The 20,315-nt window shown below is 70.1% G+C and carries 10 protein-coding genes; 6 read left to right on the plus strand and 4 right to left on the minus strand.

All coding sequences use genetic code 11. The features are described 5' to 3' along the window. Window positions 1–243 precede the first annotated feature (243 nt). Entirely contained in the window at window positions 244–1,530 is a 1,287-nt protein-coding gene (locus tag QRO03_RS06685) for an adenylosuccinate synthase (RefSeq protein ID WP_285136739.1), read from the plus strand. Next, window positions 1,530–2,735, plus strand: coding sequence for a lactonase family protein (locus tag QRO03_RS06690; protein WP_285136740.1), 1,206 nt, complete (start codon window positions 1,530–1,532; stop codon window positions 2,733–2,735). The genes QRO03_RS06685 and QRO03_RS06690 overlap by 1 nt, the downstream gene beginning before the upstream one ends. 54 nt (window positions 2,736–2,789) lie before the next feature. Here QRO03_RS06690 and QRO03_RS06695 read toward each other — a convergent pair whose 3' ends face one another. Genes QRO03_RS06695 through QRO03_RS06710 form a run of 4 tightly spaced genes read right to left on the minus strand, consistent with a single transcriptional unit; the run spans window position 2,790 to window position 7,910 of the window. Beyond that, window positions 2,790–4,742, minus strand: coding sequence for a glycoside hydrolase family 127 protein (locus QRO03_RS06695; RefSeq protein ID WP_285136741.1), 1,953 nt, complete (start codon window positions 4,740–4,742; stop codon window positions 2,790–2,792). Between the two features lie 2 nt (window positions 4,743–4,744). Continuing rightward, on the minus strand, window positions 4,745–5,653 hold the full coding sequence (locus QRO03_RS06700; protein ID WP_285136742.1) for a carbohydrate ABC transporter permease: 909 nt from the start codon (window positions 5,651–5,653) through the stop codon (window positions 4,745–4,747). 1 nt (window position 5,654) lies between these two features. Beyond that, complete coding sequence (locus tag QRO03_RS06705; protein WP_285136743.1) at window positions 5,655–6,560, minus strand: carbohydrate ABC transporter permease; 906 nt, start codon at window positions 6,558–6,560, stop codon at window positions 5,655–5,657. A gap of 54 nt (window positions 6,561–6,614) precedes the next feature. Then, the gene (locus QRO03_RS06710; protein WP_285136744.1) at window positions 6,615–7,910 is read right to left on the minus strand and encodes an ABC transporter substrate-binding protein; all 1,296 of its coding nucleotides are present in this window, start codon (window positions 7,908–7,910) and stop codon (window positions 6,615–6,617) included. 161 nt (window positions 7,911–8,071) lie between these two features. Here QRO03_RS06710 and QRO03_RS06715 point away from each other — a divergent pair, with 161 nt between their 5' ends. From QRO03_RS06715 to QRO03_RS06730, 4 genes are all read left to right on the plus strand, one after another. Then, a complete protein-coding gene (locus tag QRO03_RS06715) occupies window positions 8,072–9,091 on the plus strand; it encodes a LacI family DNA-binding transcriptional regulator (RefSeq protein ID WP_285136745.1) in 1,020 nt (339 codons plus the stop codon). 134 nt (window positions 9,092–9,225) lie between these two features. After that, entirely contained in the window at window positions 9,226–14,715 is a 5,490-nt protein-coding gene (locus tag QRO03_RS06720; RefSeq protein WP_285136746.1) for an OmpL47-type beta-barrel domain-containing protein, read from the plus strand. 162 nt (window positions 14,716–14,877) lie between these two features. Further along, complete coding sequence (locus tag QRO03_RS06725) at window positions 14,878–17,910, plus strand: family 43 glycosylhydrolase (RefSeq protein ID WP_285136747.1); 3,033 nt, start codon at window positions 14,878–14,880, stop codon at window positions 17,908–17,910. 109 nt (window positions 17,911–18,019) lie between these two features. Continuing rightward, window positions 18,020–20,314 (plus strand): glycoside hydrolase family 127 protein, encoded by a 2,295-nt coding sequence (locus QRO03_RS06730; RefSeq protein ID WP_285136748.1) that lies wholly within the window; start codon window positions 18,020–18,022, stop codon window positions 20,312–20,314. Window position 20,315: the final 1 nt, after the last annotated feature.

Here is a 20,315-nt window from a genome sequence, read left to right on the forward strand (position 1 = left end):
GCGTGGTGCGCCGGGGGTGAGGGGGAGGAGATTCGGTGAGGGGAGGATGCGGGAGCGGTCACAGCTCCTCCGCTCGTGGCGTTCCCTCCTTTCGTCGCCCCTACGCGCCCCGTCGCCCGCGCCGCATCCACACGCTCGCCGGAACCGGCCCCTCGGCGTATCTCCCCGCCCCGTTGCGCGGGGCCGTGTCGGACCCGCTCGATAGGATGGGGTGTACCGCCGGACAACATGCGAGGAGCACTCATGCCCGGAATCGTGATCGTCGGCGTCCAGTGGGGCGACGAGGGCAAGGGCAAGGCCACCGATCTGCTCGGTGAGCGCACCGACTGGGTGGTGAAGTTCAACGGCGGCAACAACGCCGGGCACACCGTGGTCATCGGCGACGAGAAGTACGCGCTGCACCTGCTGCCCAGCGGCATCCTGTCTCCGGGCGTGACGCCCGTGATCGGCAATGGCGTCGTGGTCGACCTCGAGGTGCTGTTCTATGAGCTCGAGGCGCTGAACGCGCGAGGCCTCGACACGTCTCGCCTGAAGATCAGTGCGAACGCGCACATCATCACGCAGTACCACCGCACCCTCGACAAGGTCACCGAGCGCTTCCTCGGCAAGCGCATGATCGGCACCACCGGTCGGGGCATCGGGCCGGCCTACGCCGACAAGATCAACCGGGTCGGCATCCGCGTGCAAGACCTCTTCGACGAGAACATCCTGCGGCAGAAGGTCGAGGGCGCGCTCGATCAGAAGAACCACCTGCTGGTGAAGGTCTTCAACCGCCGCTCGATCACCGTCGACGAGATCGTCGCCGACCTGCTCTCCTACGCCGACCGCGTTCGCCCGTTGGTGGCCGACACGTCGCTGCTGCTGAACGACGCTCTCGAGGCCGGCGACGTCGTCGTCTTCGAAGGCGGCCAGGCCACCATGCTCGACGTCGATCACGGCACCTACCCGTTCGTGACCTCGTCGTCGGCCACGGCCGGCGGGGCGTCGACGGGTTCCGGCGTCGGCCCGAACCGGCTCGACCGCATCGTGGGCATCGTCAAGGCCTACACGACGCGCGTGGGCTCGGGTCCGTTCCCGACCGAGCTGTTCGACGAGAGCGGTGACTGGCTGCGCTCACGGGGCTTCGAGTTCGGCACCACCACGGGCCGTCCGCGCCGCGTCGGCTGGTACGACGCGCCCATCACCCGGTACGCCACGCGCATCAACGGCATCACCGACCTGGTGCTCACCAAGCTCGACATCCTCGGCGGTCTCGAGCAGATCCCCGTGTGCGTCGCGTACGACGTCGACGGCGAGCGGTACGACGACCTGCCGGTCAACCAGACCGATTTCCACCACGCGAAGCCGATCTACGAGAGCTACCCGGGCTGGAGCGAAGACATCTCGTCGGCGCGCACGTTCGACGACCTGCCCCAGACGGCGCAGGACTACGTCCTCGCGCTCGAGAAGATGAGCGGCACGCGCATCTCGGTCATCGGCGTCGGTCCCGCGCGCGACCAGGTCATCGTGCGCCACGACCTCATCGACTGATGCGGTTCTGGGTCGGCGCCTACGCCCCCGACACGGGGTCGGCGGAGGGCATCGGCATCCTGCAAGCGGGTGCGTCCGACGCGCCCGACGCCGGCGGCCCGCTGGGCATGGTGGGCACGGCGGTGGCCGCTTCCGGTTCGCCGTCGTGGGTGGCCGCCCACCCGACGGCATCCGACATCATCTATGCCGCGGTCGAGTTCGACGGCACGGTGCAGGCGTACCGCCGCGTGGGCGAGACACGTCTGACGCCCCTCGGCCGGCCCGTCGACGCGGGCGCGGCCGTGTGCCACGTCGCCGTCTCACCCGACGCGTCGTTCCTCGTCGCGAGTTGCTGGGGCGACGGCCGGGTGGTGCGCATCGACCTGGATGCCGAGGGCCGGCCCTCCCGCCCGATCATCGCCGATGAGGCCGCCGACCCTCATGGGTCGGGCACATCGTCCGAGGGCACGGTCTCGACCGGGGCGCGCGTGTCGGGGGCGGTCGTACCCGACCTGGCGGCCGCGGCCCGCGCCCTCAGGGCGGCGGCGGGCGAGGAGTACTCCCACCTCATCCCCGCCTACGACGACGCCCCCGAGACCGACGCCGAGTCCGAGGAGGCGGCCGCCGGCGACCGTGTCTCGCGGGCGCACCAGGCGATCTTCCTGCCGGGCGGTCTCGTGGCGACCACCGACATGGGCTTCGACCTCGTGCGGTTCTGGCGATCGACGCCGAGTGGCCTACGGCTCGTGCAAGAGGTTGCGCTGCCGCAGGGGAGCGGTCCGCGCCACGGGATCTGGCATCCGTCGGGGCATCTCTACGTCGTCACCGAGTTGAGCTGCGAGGTCTTCGTGCTGGCGGCCGACCGCGCCGGCCGGTGGCAGGTGCGCTCCGGTGAGCCGCTCCTCGGCACGCTCGACACCGACACTGCCGCCGAACTGTGCGCGAGCCGCGACGGCTCCACGCTGTACGCCGGTGTGCGGGGCAGCGACACCGTCGGCGTGCTCTCGGTCCGCGGCGCCGGCGAGGAGCTGCAGCTCACGGCGCTCGCCGAGACCGGTACGCACTGGCCGCGCCACCACGTCGTCGTCGCCGACACGCTTCTCGTCGCCGGGCAACTCGCGCACGAGATCGTCTCACTGCCGCTCGATGCCCGCACCGGCGTTCCGGGGCGCGTGCGTCACCGCACGCCGTCGCCGTCGCCGACGCGGCTGTTGCCGATGCGCTGAGCCGGCGCCCGCACACGCGCGACGCCGGCTCCGGCAACGATCCGAGGGGCCCGTTCAGGCGGTCGGCATCCAGACCCTCATCGTGGACGGACCGCGGTTTCCCCAGTCGTGATACGGCACCAGTGCGACCCGTCGGGGATCTCCGACAGGGGCCGCCGTCGCGTCGCCGTAGGGCCACCCGCCCGTGTCGGCGGTGCGATCCGTGACGCTCACCCAGACGCGACCGTCGCCTTCGATCGGGGCCACCTCGGCGTTCAGCACCACGTCTCCGACGTCGGCGCCGTGTCGCAGATCGACCGATTCGAGAGCCCAGACCTCGGGTCCCCGTTCGACGGCGACGCATCCGCGGACGGCGTCGATGCGCGGGTCGGGAACGACCAAGCGAGGTGCCATCGGCAGCTCCAGCTCGACGGTGTCGCCCGCGCGGAACGCGCGCGTGACCGCGGCCCAGCCCGCCGAGACGGGGGCGGACTCGACGACGGCGCCGTCGCTCCACACGCGGAGTGTTGCCTCCTCGGCCCATTCCGGAACGCGCAGCGACAGTGTCCACGCCTCGTCCGCTGCGTGGTTGACGGTGACGCGGACGACCCCGTCGCTCGGGTAACGCGTGGCGACGTCGAGCGACACGTCACGGCCGTCGTCGAGGGTCGCGCGGATCTCGGCGGGTGCGAACTGGTGGATCTGGATGCCGCGATCGTCGGCCGTCGCGACGTAGGCGTCGAGGCTGGCCAGGGTCCGCGCCACGTTCGGCGGGCAGCATGACACCTCGAACCACGGCGCACGCAGCGACGACGAGGCGCGCGGCGAGGTCTCGTCCGGGTCGGGCACCACCCCCGGCACGCGCTGGTGCAGCGTGTTGGCGTAGAAGAAGCTGCGCCCGTCGGCGGAGGGGGAGGTGGCCACGACGTTGAACAGGGTGCGCTCGATGAGGTCGGCGTGGGCCGCCTGACCGCCCGAGAGCAGCAGACGCCAGGAGAACATCACGGACGCGATCCCGGCGCACGTCTCGGAGTAGGCGCGGTCGGACGGCAGCTCCCAGTCGTCGCCGAACGCCTCGTCCTGGTGGTGCGAGCCCTGGCCCCCCGTGATGTACGTGCGGCGTCCACGGGTGCGGGTCCACTGCGCGCGGAGCGAGGCGAGGAGGTCGTCGTCGCCGCCCTCGACCGCGACGTCGACGGCGCCGGCGGCGAGATAGTTCGCCCGCACCGCGTGGCCGCTCAGGGCGGTGGCTTCGCGGACCGGGATGTCGTCCTGGAAGTAGCGACGACCCCACTCGATGTCGGCGAGCGTCTCGTGGCCGCGGCGCGTCACGAAGAGCGCGGCCTGGGCGGCGTAGCGCTCATCGCCCGTGGCCCGCGCAAGTTCGGCCAGCGCGGCCTCGATCTCGGGATGGCCGCAGAAGGCGGGCAGACCGTCGGGCCCGAACACCTCGCAGACGAGGTCGGCGGCGCGACGGGCGATCAGGAGCAGACCGTCGTCGGCCCCGGGACGCGTGCGCTCTCGCGCCACCGCCGCCTGGAAGAGGTGTCCGAGGCAGTACAGCTCGTGCCCCCATTCCAGATCCGACCACCTCGGCTGCTGCCCGATGCGCCCGAACTCGGTGTTGAGGTATCCGTCGGCCTCCTGCGCCGCGGCCACACGGTCGACCACGGAGCGGAAGGTGCGGTCGAGCTCGGCGTCGTCGTGCCGACCGATCTCCCACGCCGCGGCTTCGAGGTACTTGTACACCTCGGAGTCGCTGAACTCGCGCCCCCGGCGCCCCGCGGGCAGTGTGCCCGCCGCGGCGCGGTCGAAGTTGGGCAGCCAGCCCTCGGATTCGAGACGGCCCAGGATGTGGGACAACGTGTGGGCGGCGTTCACGGCCTGACGCTCGCCCCAGAACCCGCCGGTGATGCGGACCTCGTCGAGGCCGAGCGGCCGCAGCCGCGAGCGGGAGGGCACGACGGGGGCGACGACGGTGCGGGCCGGGGCGGAGTCGAGCGGACGGGTGGGGAGTGTGGTCGACATGGTCATCCCTTGAAGGCGCCCGACATGAAGCCGCGCACGTAGTGACGTTGGAGGATCAGGAACAGGACGATGCACGGCAGCGCGAGCACGACGACACCGGCTTCGGTCACGCCGTAGTCGATGACCCCCATCGTCTGGCCGCGGAGGTTGGCCACGGCCAGCGGCAGGGTGATGCGCGACTGGTCGTTGATGAGGATCAGCGGGGCGATGAAGTCGTTCCAGGCGGTGAGGAAGGCGAACAGGCCCACCGTGATGAGTCCGGGTTTGACGGCGGGCAGCAGCACCCGCCAGAGAGCGCCGAAGCTCGTGCAGCCGTCGACGAGAGCGGCCTCGTCGAGCTCGCGCGGGACGGACTCGAACGAGATGCGCATCATGAACATCGAGAAGGGCAGCTGGAACATCGTCAGCACGAGGGCGACGCCCACGAGGGAGTTCTGCAGGCCGACGGCGTTGAGGATGACGTACAGCGGGATGAGCAGGGTGGCGTAGGGAACCATCAGGATCGCCAGCACCGACAGGAACAGCAGGTTCTTGCCCGGGAACGAGAAGCGGGCGAAGGCGTAGCCGCCGAGGAACGAGATCAGCAGGGTCAGCACGACGGTCAGGACCGAGACGAACAGCGAGTTGCCGAGGTAGACCCAGATGCCGGATTGGAAGTTGGCGAGCTTCTCGTAGTTTCCGAAGCCCCACCCCTCGGCCTGGTTCGTGCCGGCCTGCGGGCTGACCGAGGCGACACCGGTCCACACGAGCGGGTACAGGAAGATGATCGCCACGGCCCCCGTGAAGACCTTGCTCGGCAGTCCCCACAGGAGAGCGCCGCGGGGTCGGGGACGACCCCGATAGCCGGGGGCGACGATCGCGCGGGTGCTGCCGGTGACCGCTGCGCGCGGGCGGATGTCGGTCGTGGCCATGTCAGGCCTCCTCGGGACGACGGAACGCGCGCAGCTGCACGGCGTTGATGACGACAAGGGCGAGCAGGATGATGACCGACAGCGCGGCGGCGATGCCGAGGCTGTTCTGCCCCTGGAAGGCGATGTTGTAGATCAGCTGCACCACGGTCATGGTGCTGTTGTCGGGTCCGCCCTTGGTCAGGATGTAGAACTGGTCGAACGCCAGCAGCGACCCCGTCACGCACATCACCGTGGTGAGCGCGAAGGTGGGGCGCAGCAGCGGCAGCGTGATGTCGCGGAAGATCTGCCACCGCGACCCGCCGTCGATGCGCGCGGCCTCGTAGATCTCCTCCGGGATGCCCTGCAGCCCGACGAGCAGCAGCAGCATGTAGAACCCGGCGAACCGCCAGACGATGAGGAACACCGTCGACCACAGGGCTCCCTCGGGGGAGCCGAGGAAGGTGATCCCCCACGACTCCATGAGACCGGCGAAGGGTCCGGCGATGGGGGAGTAGAGCACATAGAACAGGAGGGATGCCGAGGCGAGACCCAGGGCGCTCGGCAGCAGGAAGGCCGTGCGCAGGAACCCCTTCCAGGCCGTCGACTCCTGCACCAGCAGCGCGAGGCCGAGGCCGAGGCCGATGAGCAGGACGGTCGTGATGACGGTGTAGAGCACCGTGAACTGCACTGAATCCCAGAAGAGTCGGTGGGTCACGGCATCCACGAAGTTCTCGGGGAAGTTGGGGCCGCTGTTGCCGCGCAGCAGGGGCCAGTCGGAGCCCGACATCTGCAGCACGAGCAGAAGGGGGATGACGAAGAGGGCGACGACGAACAGGGCCGTCGGAGCGGCGTACAGCCAACCCTGGACGGGACCACCGAGGGCGGTGCGGCCGTACCGGGATCGACGGGATGAGGTGGAGAGCGCCACGATGTTCCTTCCGGGGGTGCGGGGGTGCCGACGGTGCGGCACCCCCGCGGGGAATCACTGGGACAGGACGGCGGTGATCTCGTCGTTGTCGGCGTCGACGGTGTCGGTGCCGTTCAGGACCGCGTTGCGCACGAGCGTCAGCCACGGGCTGCCGGGAGCATTGAACGCCTGCTGGAAGTTCAGCGCCACCGGGGTCTTGCCCTTACCGGCGACCTCGTTGACGGCCACCTGGCGGGGGTCCTTCGCAGAGAACTCGTTGCTGGCGAGGTCGGAGCGCGCGACCGTGCTGCCGTCCTTGGCGAGGACGCCCACCTGCGCGTCCTCGGACGTCAGCCAGGACAGGAAGTTCCAGGCCTGCGCCGACTGCTTCGAGTCCTTCGAGATGCCGACGCCGTCGCCACCGACGAAGGTCGACTCACCGCCGTCGACGCCCGGGATGCCGGAGACACCCGCGTCGAACGACAGGCCCGACAGCAGGGTGGCGGGGAAGGGCATGATGCCGACGTTGCCCTCCTGGAACCCGGCGACCCAGGTGGCGCCGGTCTCGTCGGCGGAGCCGGGAGCGACCGCACCCGCGGCGTCGAGGTCCTTCCACGTCGAGTAGACCTCCTGGGCGGCGTCGTTGTTCAGCAGCGACTCGGTGCCGTCGGAGCCCAGCACGTCTTCGCCCGATGCCCAGATGGAGGGGAACCAGGTGAACAGCAGGCATCCACCGCAGTTGAGTCCCGTCGACGTGCCCGAGACGCCGGGCTTGTTCAGCGCCTGCACGGCCTTGGCGGTCTCGGCGAAGTCGGCGAGGGTCGCGGGCGCCTTCTCGGGGTCGAGGCCGGCCTCGGCGACGAGCTCCTTGTTCCACATCATCACCGACAGGTCGAGGACGAACGGCAGCACGTGCTCCGCGCCGTCGAGCGTGCCCGCGTCGAGGTGGCCCTGGTTGATGGTGTCCTTGTACGACAGGCCGTCGATCTGCGCGGTGATGTCCTGGAACAGCCCCTGCTCGACCCAGTTCGGGACGTAGACGATGTCGGCCGCGAACAGGTCGGGGAGTCCGCCCGAACCAGCCGCGGCGCCCACCTTGGCGACGTAGTCGTCGTTGGGGACGACCGTGAGCTCGACCTGGTTCTGGTGACTGGCGTTGTACGCCTCGACGAGCAGCTTGGCCTGCTTCTCGAGGGGCGCGCGGGTCCACAGGGTCAGGGTCGAACCGTCGTCGGTGCCCTCGGCGGGGATGTCGGCCGGTGCGGTGGCGGTCGAGCCGCCGGAACACGCGGCAAGGCCGCCGACGAGCGCGCTCGCGGCCAGGATGGCCGTCGCGGCCCGAAGGGCGAAGCGGCGCCGGGATGGGGTCATTGCAGTCTCCTCTAGCTCTTCATTGAGCGGATGCGACATTCGGGGTCGGCACCGCTGGCGGGGCGGGTCATCGAAATGACCGAAATCCCTTTCGGGACGGTAACGTGAGTGTTGCCGATCCGTCAAGACGGCGGAAAGTCACGAACATGAAACGGAAGCCGATGACGACCGATCCCGTGCGCGCAGCCACGCTGAGCGACGTCGCCCGGCGCGCCGGCGTCTCGATCGCCACGGCGTCGAAGGCGCTCAACGGTCGCGGCGACGTGGCCGCGGGAACGCGCAAGCGCGTGATGGAGGCTGCGGCCGAGCTCGCGTTCACCCCCAACGCCATGGCGCGCGGCCTGCTCGCCGGCCGCACCGGCACGGTGGGCCTGCTCACCAACGACCTCGAGGGCCGCTTCGTGATCCCGATCCTCATGGGCGCCGAGGATGCCTTCGGGGCCGGGCAGATCAACGTGTTCCTCTGCGACGCGCGGGGCGACGCCATCCGCGAGCAGCACCATCTGCGCGCGCTGCTGAGTCGCCGCGTCGACGGCATCATCGTCGTGGGCAGGCAGACCGACCCCCGTCCCTCGCTCGGGCAGGAGCTGCCCGTCCCGGTCGTCTACGCCTACTCGCCGTCCGACGACCCGCGGGACCTGTCGCTCACGCCCGACAACTACTCCGGCGGGCGACTCGCCGTGGAGCATCTGCTCGCCTGCGGGCGCCGCCGCATCGCCCACATCTCCGGCGACCCGTCGTACGCCGCCGCCCAGGACCGCCTCGCCGGGGCTCGTGCGGCGCTCGCCGCGGCGGGACTGGACTTCGTCGGCGAGCCGATGTTCGCCGCCTGGAACGAGCACTGGGGCCGCGATGCCGCGGCGATGCTGCTCGAGCGGTACCCCGAGGTGGATGCCGTGTTCTGCGGCTCCGACCAGATCGCGCGAGGTGTGCTCGACACCGCGCGCGACCTCGGCCGCGACGTTCCGGGCGACCTGGCCGTCATCGGCTACGACGACTGGGAGCTGCTCACCGAGAACGCGCGGCCGCCGCTCACGAGCATCAACGCCAATCTGCAGCAGCTGGGTCGTCAGGCTGCGCAGCGGGTCTTCGATGCGATCGACGGCGTCGATGTCGGGGCGGGAACGCATCCCATGCCCGTCAAGCTCGTCATCCGCGGGTCGACCATCGCGCACCGCTGACCCGCTTCAGGCGGCCGTTTTCGTCGATGTTTCGAAATTTACGAAAACCATTGCGAAACAATTCGCGTCCTCGGTAGCGTGCCTCCCACGCACCCGCTGCTCATCGACGAGCAGCGCCGAGAGGAACAGACACAGTGGACTGCAATCCGACGACCCCCCGTCGCGTCGGGCGTTCCGCGATCGCCACAGCGGCGATCGCGACGGTGCTGGCGACGACCTTCGTGGTCGCACCGGCACACGCCGCGAACACCGACATCGGCTATCCGACGTTCTCGGGAAGCCCGACCCCCGTGCCCGACACCGGGGTCACGTACACCCCCGGCAACCAGTTGCAGAGGATCTTCGACGCCGATCTCGCCGCCGGTGCGGGCTCCAGCGCGTCGAACGACTTCTGGATGGACGAGATGCTCGCGCGCACCGGCGACGCAGGCAGCTTCGGCGACAACAACCAGTGGTTGTTCACGCGCGGACGCGCCGCGTTCATGAAGGAGCACAATCCCGGCGTGCTCGGGTTCGGCGGGCAGCTCGCGTACTGGGAGTCCATCGACGGGCGTTCCGGCTACACGATCACCGCGCGCGTCGGCGGCAACGACGTCGGTCTGACCGAGGACGTCTCGCAGCGCAAGCAGACGCCGAGCTATTGGCGGAGCGTCCACCGCGGCGGCGGCATCGAGGTCGTGCAGACCAAGTTCATCACCGACGCCAACGTGCTCGTCACCAACCTCGACGTGCGCTCGACCGGCGGGGCCGTCGACGTCGAGCTCGTGGCATCCTCCCCCTACGCCGTCACCGCGGACGGCGCCGAACTCGTCGGCCACGTTCAGGCGCTGAACAACCTCACGAAGATCTCGCCGCGTTTCTCGGGCGACGGCTTCGCCCCCGCGGGCGAGACCCTCGTCCGCACGCTGTCGGTGCCCGCCGGGGGCTCGACCACCGCGAAGGTGCAGCTCGGCCTCGTCACCGACGAGATCGCCGCCTCGCGCACCGAGTACGACACCACCCGCGCCCAGTCGGCCGGCGAGGCCTACACGGCCCACGTCACCGCCTACAACGAGTGGTGGGCCGAGAACGTGCCCTACCTCGACACCCCCGAAGACAACATCGACAAGACGCTCTACTACCGCTGGTGGCTGATGCGGTACAACTTCCTCGATGCCGACATGCCGGGCAACACCTACCAGTTCCCCGTCGCCATGGAGGGTGTGCTCGGATACAACAACTCGATCGTGCTCACCACGGGCATGTTCATCGACGACCTGAAATACTTCCGCGACCCCATCTACTCGTACGGTCCGTGGGTCTCGACCGGAGAGACGAGCAAGAGCTACAAGTTCGTCGACAACCCCGGCGACCCCGCCAACTGGTCGAACAGCTACACGCAGTACATCTCCGAAGCGGCATGGCGCTCGTACCAGCTGCACGGCGGTCCGACCGCGATCGCGAAGAACCTCGCCGAATACGCCGAGGACGACGTGAAGGGCCTGGTCGACGCGTACGACACCAACGGCAACGGCCTCATCGAGTACAACTGGGGCGCCATGACGGGCAACGACGCGGATGCCGTGTCGTTCCACTGGAAGGGCGGCAACCAGGACCGCGCCGAGAACGCGTACCTCTACTCCAACGCGCTCGCGTCGGCCGAGGCGTATCGCACCGCCGGCGACACCGCCAAGGCCGACGAGATGCAGGCGTTCGCGCAGAACATCAAGACCCAGGTCATGGACGTGCTGTGGAACCCCGACCGCAAGCTCATCGAGCACGCCATGGCCAACAACGGCGAGCACGTGCCCTGGAAGGAGATCAACAACTACTACCCGTTCTCGGTCGGCCTCGTGCCCAAGCCCGGTGACGCGGACTACAAGGACGACTACGTCGAGGCGCTGCGCCTCTTCGCGGACGACAAGCAGTACCCGATCTTCCCCTTCTACACGGCCAATCAGGCCGACCAGGCGGCGTACAACGCCACCGGCGGCCAGGGCAGCAACAACTTCTCGGTCATCAACTCCACGGTCACCTTCCGGATGCTGTCGAAGGTGCTGCGCGACTACCCCACCGACGCGATCGACGCCGAGTGGTACAAGAAGCTCCTGTACTGGAACGCCTGGTCGCACTACCAGAACGGCGGTGACAACCGCCTGCCCGACCAGAACGAGTTCTGGGCGAACGGTTCCGCCGACCCGCAGAAGATCGACTACCGCTCCTGGATCCACCACACGATCCTCGGGGCGACGAACTTCACCATGATCGAAGACGCCATGGGTGTGCGCACCCGCAGCGACGCCAAGATCGAGCTCGACCCGATCGACATCGGGTGGGACCACTTCACCGCGAACAACATCCGTTACCGCGACCGCGACCTCTCGGTCACCTGGGACGCCCCCGGTGGTGAGCGGCACTACGGCGACGACGTGCCCGAGGGGTACTCGGTGTTCCTCGACGGCAAGCTCGCCTTCACCGTCGACAAGCTCTCGCACGTGGTCTACGACCCCGCCACCGGCACGGTCGAGGTCGTGAAGGGTGACGCGAAGGTCACCACCGCCACGGCATCCACCGTCAAGGCTCCGCAGGACGTGCGTTTCGCCGACGAGGCCCGCGTCGTCGACCTGTTCGCCAAGGCGGGCGCCGACGTGCGCACCGACAGCACCGGCAGCGCCAACCTCGCCACCTCCGCGACCGCGTCGTTCTCGGCCGCGGGTCGCGAGCCGGCCGGCGCCGTCAACGGCACGACGATCAACGAGCCCTTCTGGGGCACGGCGGGTTCGCCGAATGCGAAGGACTCGCTGACGGTGGAGCTGGGCGGCGACAAGACGTTCGACGACGTCCGCACCTATTTCTACGACAGCTCTTCGTCGGCCACGGCCGCCGGCTACTCCGAACCCTCGGTCTACACGCTCGAGGTGCGCCGCAACGGCGAGTGGTCCACGATCCCGCAGCAGGCCCGCACACCCGCCTACCCGCGGGCGAACTACAACCACGTGCAGTTCCCCGAGGTCACCGGCGACGCCGTGCGCCTCACGGCGACGCACGCCGCGGGTGCCAAGACGGGCGTGAAGGAACTGCAGGTGTTCTCCACGGGCATCGCCGCTCCGGCATCCACGAACCAGGCACCGCTGGTCACGGCGTGGCAGGACCGTCAGGCTTCGGCCGGCGGATCGGCCGCACTGGTCGGCACGGTCAAGGACGACGGTCTGCCCGGCGGCGAGCTCAGCGCGCGCTGGAGCGTGGTGAGCGCCCCCGAGGATGCCACGGTGCTCTTCGACGACGCCGCGGCGGCCTCCACCACCGCCCGTTTCTCGGCCAAGGGCGAGTACGTGCTGCGCCTGTCGGCGACGGACGGCGAGAAGACCTCCGAGTCTGACGTGACGGTGCAGGGAGACGTGGCGACGCAGGGCGCGAACGTCGCCCCCGCCGCGACGCCCACCGCCTCGTTCACCGCGGGCTGGAACAAGGTCGGTTCCGTCAACGACGGGAAGATCCTCTACAACGGCGGAGGGAGCACCGACGTCTGGGGCACCTGGGCCGGCGGCGACAACCCCGCCACCCGTTGGCTGCAGTACGACTGGAGCGAACCGCAGCGTGTGTCGGGCGTCGAGATGAACTTCTGGTCCGACCAGGGCGATCCCGCGTCGAACCAGGGCGTGAACGTCCCGAGCGCGTGGAAGGTGCAGTACTGGGACGGTGCCGCGTGGGCGGACGTGCCGGCCGCGTCGGCGCACACCCTCGAGCGGAGTGCGCCCAACACCGTCACTTTCGGTGCCGTGACCACGACGCGCTTGCGCGCCACCCTCTCGGCCACCGGTTCGGGCTCGACGTTCGCCGGCGTGGCCGTCAGCGAATGGAAGGTCTTCGCCGACGCACCCACCTCGATCGAGCCCATCGACGTCCGCACCACCGTGGGCACGAAGCCGGAGCTTCCCGCGACCGTGGATGCCACGTTCTCCGACGGCAGCCACGCCGACCTTCCCGTCACGTGGGTCGAGGTCTCCGACGCGCAGGTCGCCGGTGAGGGCAGCTTCACCGTCTCGGGCATCGTGCCCGGCTCGCCGGTCGCCGCCAAGGCGACGGTGTGGGTGCGGGCGACGGCTCCCGGCCAGATCAACCAGGTCGATGCCGTGACCACGCGCACCCTGCCGGGTGTCGCGCCGGTGCTGCCCCAGAGGGTGGGCGTGCTGTTCAACGACGGGTCGCGTCAGGACCTCCCGGTCACGTGGAACGCGGTCGACCCCGCGTCCTACGCGACGGCAGGGCAGTTCACCGTCGCCGGAACCGTGCAGAGCGATCTGCCCGGCACCAAGGCCGCCTCGGCCGCGGTGACCGTCGACGGCGGGGGCGCCGACACGAAGGCGCCGACGGTGGCCCTGCAGGTGTCGCCGGCCGCCCCCGGGTCGGGGTGGTACACCCAGGCCGTCACGGTGAACGTGACCGCCACCGACGACCAGGATCCGGCTCCCCGCATCGAGGTGCGCGTCGGCCAGGGCGAGTGGGTGGCCTACACCGCGGCGGTGTCGGTGACCGATGACGGGTCCCACGTCGTGCAGGCACGGGCGACCGACGCCACGGGCAACACCTCGCCGGTGGCGGCGCAGACCGTGCGCATCGACACCACGGCACCGGCCGCCGAGGTCACGGCCGACGCGGTCTCGCGTACGGTCAAGGCGACCGCGACGGACGCCGGTTCGGGAGTCGCATCGATCGAGTACCGCCTCGGTGACGCCGGGGACTGGTCCCCGATGACGGGGACGGTGCTCATCGGACTCGACGAGACGAAGGTGCAGGTGCGCTCCACCGACAAGGCGGGCAACGTCTCACCCGTCGTCGAGCGGACGGTACCGAAGGCCGACGGCACGCAGAAGCGCAACGTCGCCCTGCTGGCCACGCCCACGGCATCCGGAACCGCCGGGTGGAACCGGGTGACCGGTTTGAACGACGACGTCCAGCCGACAGCGTCGGGCGACGTCACGCCGAACGACAACGCCAACGTCTGGGGCGTGTGGCCGGCCGTCACCGACCAGTGGGTGCAGTACGACTGGAAGGAGCCGGTGCGCATCGGCGAGCTGGGCGTGTACTTCGTGTCGAACATCGACGCGCAGGGCCTCGGCATCGACGTCCCGGCCTCGTGGAAAGCCGAGTACTGGGATGCCACGACCACCGCGTGGGTTCCGGTGAAGAACGCGGGGGCGTACGGCACGGCGAAGGACACCTACAACACGGTGTCGTTCGAGCCCGTCACCACGACGAAGCTGCGGCTCGCGCTCGACCCGGTCGGCACCGAACAGGGCAAGGGCAGCGTCGGCATCAAGGAATGGCAGGTGTGGGAGCTCCCCGAGGCATCCGCGCCCGCCCTCGACGTGGCCGTGAGCGCCGCAAGCCGGGCCATCGCGGGCAAGGCGTACGTGATCACGACCGCGAAGAACACCGACGACGTACCCGTCGATCTGGTCTTCACCAGTGCCTACGGCACGAAGACGGTGAAGGGCGTACAGCCCGGGAAGACGGTGAGCGCGTCGTTCAACTCGCGCGCGGCGAGCATCCCCGCGGGAGTCGCCACGGTGACGGCGACCGCGACGGTCGGCGGGGCGCCGGTGACCGCGACGTTCGAGGCGCCCTACGGCGCGCTGAACTGACGGGAGGGAAGGGGGCGGGTTCGCCTGCCCCCTTCCCCTCTCCCCTGATTCACGGACACCTCCCTCCCTCGCACCTCCCCGGCTCCCGCGCAGACTCGGCGCGGCGGCCGGGGAGGGTGCTTCTCCTCTGACCCCCGACGCCACTTCTCTCGAAGGAACCCCATGACCAGACACACCGCTCGTCGGCCCCTGGCGGCAACCGCCGCCGTGGGCCTCGTGGCAGGGCTCCTGGCGCTGACGCCCGTCAGTCCCGCGGCCGCCCTCCCGAACCCCCTGCTCGGCGACGGGACGGTGTACTCCGCCGACCCGGCCACCCTCGTCGTCGACGACACGCTCTACGTCTACGCCGGCCGCGACGAAGCGGGCCCGACGACGAACGACTTCATCATGAACGAGTGGCAGTCGTTCTCCACCACCGACGTCGACGGCGGCCAGTGGGAGAACCACCCCGCGCTGATGCGTCCGGAGCAGGTGTTCTCGTGGGCGACCCCCGGGCGCGCCTACGCCGGCCAGGTCGTGCAGGGCGCCGATGACCGCTTCTACTGGTACGTGCCCGTGCACGAGGCGGGGAGCACCTCGGTCGACCCGTTCGGCATCGGCATCGCCGTGTCCGACACACCCTCCGGCCCGTGGACCGACTACGCCGGTGGCCCGATCGTGTCGCAGAAGATCCTGGGCAACGACGCCCACAACATCGACCCCACCGTGTACGTCGCCGACGACGGTCGCGTGTGGATGTACTGGGGGAGCTTCAGCCGCCTGTTCGGTGTGGAACTGGCATCCGACATGAAGACCCTCATCGGCACGCCGACCGAGATCCGCAGCGGCGTCGACGGCTTCTTCGAGGCCGCCTGGCTGTTCGAGCGCAACGACACGTACTACCTCGCCTATGCGGCCAACACCGCCGGCCCCGACAGCTGGTGCACCCCCGCGGTGTACCACGCGTGCATCGCCTACTCCACGGCGCCGACGCCGATGGGGCCGTGGACCTCTCAGGGCCGCGTGCTCGCACCGGTGTCGTCGACCACCAGCCACCCCGCCATCACCGAGTTCAAGGGCGAGTGGTACATGGCCTACCACACCGCCGATGCGGTCGGCGGGAACCACTTCCGGCGCTCGGTCGCCGTCGACAAGGTCGAGTGGGACGACTCGGTGACGCCCGCGCGGATGAAGCCGGTCGTGACCACCCCGGTCCGCGACGAAGACGCGACGCCGTCGCAGAACGTGGCGCCGTGGGCGAAGGCATCCGCCTCCAACGAGCCCGTTCCCGTGCAGTACTGGATCGCGGCGCTCAACGACGGGATCGTGCGCCCGAACCCGCTGCCGCCGGACATGTGGGGCTCGTACTCCGGTGACCGCCCGGCGAGCCAGTGGGTGCAGTACGACTGGGCGGAGCCGGTGCGAATCGACCGCTCGTCCATCCAGTTCTGGAGCGACCGCGAGCCCGGTACCGGCGACGGCGTCTCGGCTCCCGCCTCCTGGTCGCTGCAGTACTGGGACCAGGGGCGCTGGAACGACGTGCAGAACCCCAGCGGCTACCCGACGACGGTGCGGCAGATGCACGAGGTGACCTTCACCCCGGTGACGACGACGCGCCTGCGCGCCGTGATGAACGCGGCCCCGGGCAGGACCACGCCCGAGAAGTACTCTGCCCTCGCGGTGGAGGAGTGGTCGGTCGCAACCGTCGCCGCCGACGGCTACGACCCGGCCACCACCCGCACGCTGGTGGGTGAAGCACCCGAGCTGCCCGACACCGTCGCGCTCGTCTACGGCGCCGACCGCGTCGCCGCGCCCGTGAGATGGGATGCCGTCGACCCCGCGTCGTACGCGACGACCGGCTCGTTCACGGTGACCGGTACCGCGCAGGGCTACGCCGCCGGGCGCGTCCAGGTGACCGTCACGGTCGTCGGCACGGACACGTCGCCGGACACCGTCGCCCCGGCGATCGGTATCGAACTGCGCGGACCGAAGGGCGCCGGCGACTGGTACGTCGGGCCCGTGACCGCGCGGGCCACCGCCACGGATGACCGTGATGTGCGTTCGCGCATCTCGGTGGGAGTCGACGGCGGTCCCCTGACGGACACCGCCGACGTGCGCCGCGTCGACACCGTGGTGGACGGCGATGGTGCGCACACCGTCGTCGCGCGGGCGACGGATGCCGCCGGCAACGTCTCCGCAGACGCCTCGGCCGCGTTCCGCATCGATGCGACCGCGCCCCAGGTGACCGCGCAGCTCGACGCCGCCGCGCGCACCGTGTCGGCGACGGCGACCGACGCCGGCTCCGGTCTCGTCGGCCTCGAATACGCGATCGACGGGTCCACCACCTGGACGCCGCTCACGGGGGCGGTGGCCGCGCCCAGCCTGGAACGACACGTCGTCTCCGTGCGGGCCACGGACGCGGCCGGCAACGTCTCGACGCCGACCGCGACCACCATCCCGCGCTCGCCCGACGCGCCGATGGTCGGCAACGTGGCGCGTTACGCGACCCCGACCGCCTCGTCGGCCTCGGGGTGGGCGCCCGTCGAGAACGCCGTCGACGGATCGACCACGACCGGCTGGGGCACCTGGCCCCGTGTCGGGGAGCAGTGGGTGCAGCTCAGCTGGGAGCGCCCGGTGCGGCTGGATCGCGCGGGAGTGCACTTCGGACGGGATGCCGCCGACGCGGCGAACGCGGGACTGATCCCGCCCCGGTCGTGGGTGCTGCAGTACCGCGACGCGGCCGGTGTCTGGCGCGACGTCGCCACCGACGACACCTACGCCCGGTCATCGGACGCGGTGAACGAGGTCTCCTTCGATGCCGTCGAGACGACGGCGCTGCGCGCCCTCATGCAGTCCTGGGGTGCGCAGGAGGGTCAGGGCTCCGCCGCGATCCAGGAGTTCGAGGCGTGGGCCGCCGAGGCACCCGCTCCGTCGCTGCAGATCGACTCGTCGGCGTCGACGCGCATGATCGCGGGCAAGGCGTACGTGATCGCGACGGCGAAGAACGACGACGACGTCGCCGTCGATCTCGTGTTCACCACCGAGTACGGCACCAAGACGGTCAAGAACGTGCAGCCGGGGAAGACGGTGAGTGCGTCGTTCACCTCGCGGAAGTCCTCGATCCCCGCGGGAGCGGTCACGGTCACGGCCAACGCCACGGTCGACGGCGCGCAGGTCACCGAGACCTTCGAGGCGTCGTACGGCGCGCAGAACTGACGTCACGGGAGTGGGGGCCGGTTCGCCTGCCCCCACTCCCTCTCCGACCCCGCCTCGCCTCGCGGTATGGCATCCCTCGTTCCGCTCGATGAAGAGAAGAGACCCCCCCATGACCCCCATCGATCCCCCCGTCCTCACCCGGCGCGCCCTGCTCGGATCGAGCGCCGTGGGCGGTCTGCTCGCCGCGTCGGGCGCCCTCACGGCGCCCTCGGCGACCGCCGCCACGTCCGCGGCATCCGCGTTCCGCGCGCCGGGCCTGCGGCATTCGGCCGCCGTCGTGCGTGCAGCCGCTCGCGAGGTCGCGCCGGATGCGTGGGCGCTGCAGCCCTTCCCGCTGAGCGCGGTCTCGCTCGGGCAGAGCGTGTTCACCCGCGCGCAGAAACAGGCCCTCATCCTCAACCGCGCCTACTCCGTCGACGCCCTGCTCGCGGTGTTCCGCCGCAACGCGGGACTCGGCACCCGCGGCGCCACACCGCCGGGCGGGTGGGAGGAGTTCGGTCCGGCGCCCGACGACCAGCGCTGGGGGCCGTCGGAGTACCGCGCCGGCCAGAACGCGCGCGGCGCGGGCGGTCTGCTGCGGGGCCACTTCGCCGGGCACTTCCTCAGTGGACTCTCGATGGCGTACGCGTCGACGGGAGAAGGGGCGCTCGCGCAGAAGGTCGGCGCATTCGTCGCCGGGTTGGAGGAGTGCCGGGCCGCCTTGGCCGCGCAGAAGGTCGGCACGGCCTCGCGGTACTCGCATCCGGGGTTCCTCTCCGCCTACGGAGAGTGGCAGTTCTCCGCCCTGGAGAACTACGCGCCGTACGGCGAGATCTGGGCGCCGTACTACACGCTGCACAAGATCGTGGCGGGGCTGCTCGACGCGCACGCCTACACCGGCAACACGCTCGCGCTGTCGCTCGCCGAGGGGATCGGCCACTGGGTGTACTCGCGACTGTCGAAGTGCGCCCCCGCGCAGTTGCAGAAGATGTGGTCCCTCTACATCGCCGGCGAGTGCGGCGGTATGAACGACGTGCTCGTCGAGCTGTATTGGCGCTCCGCGGACCCCGCGCGCGAGGAGTTCCTGCAGGCGGCGAAGCTCTTCACGTACGACGCCCTCGTCGACGCGTGCGCCGACGACCGCGACACGCTCGACGGCCGGCACGCCAATCAGTACATCCCCACCTTCTCGGGATACCTGAAGCTCTACGACCAGACGGGGGAGGAGCGCTACCGCACGGCGGTGACGAACCTGTTCGGAATGGTCGTCCCGGGCCGGGCCTACGCCCACGGCGGTACGGGCGAGGGTGAGCTGTGGGGGCCGGCCGACGCGGTCGCCGGCGACATCGGCAAGCGCAACGCGGAGTCGTGCGCCGCGTACAACATGCTCAAGATCGCCCGCTCGCTGTTCCTGCACGATCAGGATCCGCGGTACATGGACTACTACGAGCGCACGGTGCTGAACCACATCCTCGGCGGCCGACGTGACGCCGAATCGACCGTCAGCCCCGAGAACTGCTACATGTTCCCGGTCAACCCCGGAACCCGTAAGGAGTACGGCGACGGCAACATCGGCACGTGCTGCGGCGGGACCGCCCTCGAGAGCCATGTCAAGTACCAGGACACGATCTACTTCCGTTCGAAGGCGGGCGACGCCCTCTACGTCAACCTCTACATCGCCTCGACGCTCGACTGGAGCGACAAGGGGCTCACCCTCGTGCAGACGTCGTCGTACCCCGAGGCCGACACGTCGACCCTCGAATTCACGCGCGCCCCCTCCGGACCTTTCACTCTGCACGTGCGCATCCCCGCCTGGGGGCGAGGGTCCTCCGTCAGCGTCAACGGCGAGCGTCAGGACGTCGACGTCGCCCCCGGCACCTACGTCGCGCTCACCCGCTCATGGGTGGCCGGCGACAAGGTCACGGTCACCATCCCGCTCAGCCTGCGCGCCGAACCCACCCCCGACCGCCGCGATATCCAAGCCCTCGTCTACGGCCCGGTGGTGCTGACCGCCATCGACTCGTCGACGCGGTACGCCTCGCTGGCGCTGTCCACGCGAGCGGGACTCGACGGCTCGATCCGCCGGGGCGTCACGCAGCGATCCGGCAACGTCTTCGTGATCGATGGACGCACGTTCGAGCCGGCCTATTCGGGCAAGGACGTGGCGTACCACATGTACTTCCAGCGGTCCGAGCCCACCGTCGCCTTCGCCGGCGTCGACTCCAAGGTGCGCAACCCCACGCGCGGGCAGGGCGGTCCGAGCCTGCTCGAAGAGGTGTGGGCGAAGGCGCCGTTCGCCGATCGGGCGGCCTTCCTGGAGGCTGTGCGATCCGTCTCGCAGTCCTTCACCGAGGCGAACCTCCTCACAGCCCGTGACCGTCAGAAGGTGTTGCTCGCGGCCGGCCGTGCCCCGATCGACGCGTGAG

The organism is Microbacterium sp. lyk4-40-TSB-66, assembly GCF_030209475.1.
Lineage (GTDB): Bacteria > Actinomycetota > Actinomycetes > Actinomycetales > Microbacteriaceae > Microbacterium.

Coding starts and splice junctions, on each gene's coding strand:
- QRO03_RS06715 (WP_285136745.1), top strand. CDS start 8,072: ATGACGACCGATCCCGTGCGCGCAGCCACGCTGAGCGACGTCGCCCGG.
- QRO03_RS06725 (WP_285136747.1), top strand. CDS start 14,878: ATGACCAGACACACCGCTCGTCGGCCCCTGGCGGCAACCGCCGCCGTG.
- QRO03_RS06730 (WP_285136748.1), top strand. CDS start 18,020: ATGACCCCCATCGATCCCCCCGTCCTCACCCGGCGCGCCCTGCTCGGA.
- QRO03_RS06695 (WP_285136741.1), bottom strand. CDS start 4,742: ATGTCGACCACACTCCCCACCCGTCCGCTCGACTCCGCCCCGGCCCGC.
- QRO03_RS06690 (WP_285136740.1), top strand. CDS start 1,530: ATGCGGTTCTGGGTCGGCGCCTACGCCCCCGACACGGGGTCGGCGGAG.
- QRO03_RS06700 (WP_285136742.1), bottom strand. CDS start 5,653: ATGGCCACGACCGACATCCGCCCGCGCGCAGCGGTCACCGGCAGCACC.
- QRO03_RS06710 (WP_285136744.1), bottom strand. CDS start 7,910: ATGACCCCATCCCGGCGCCGCTTCGCCCTTCGGGCCGCGACGGCCATC.
- QRO03_RS06685 (WP_285136739.1), top strand. CDS start 244: ATGCCCGGAATCGTGATCGTCGGCGTCCAGTGGGGCGACGAGGGCAAG.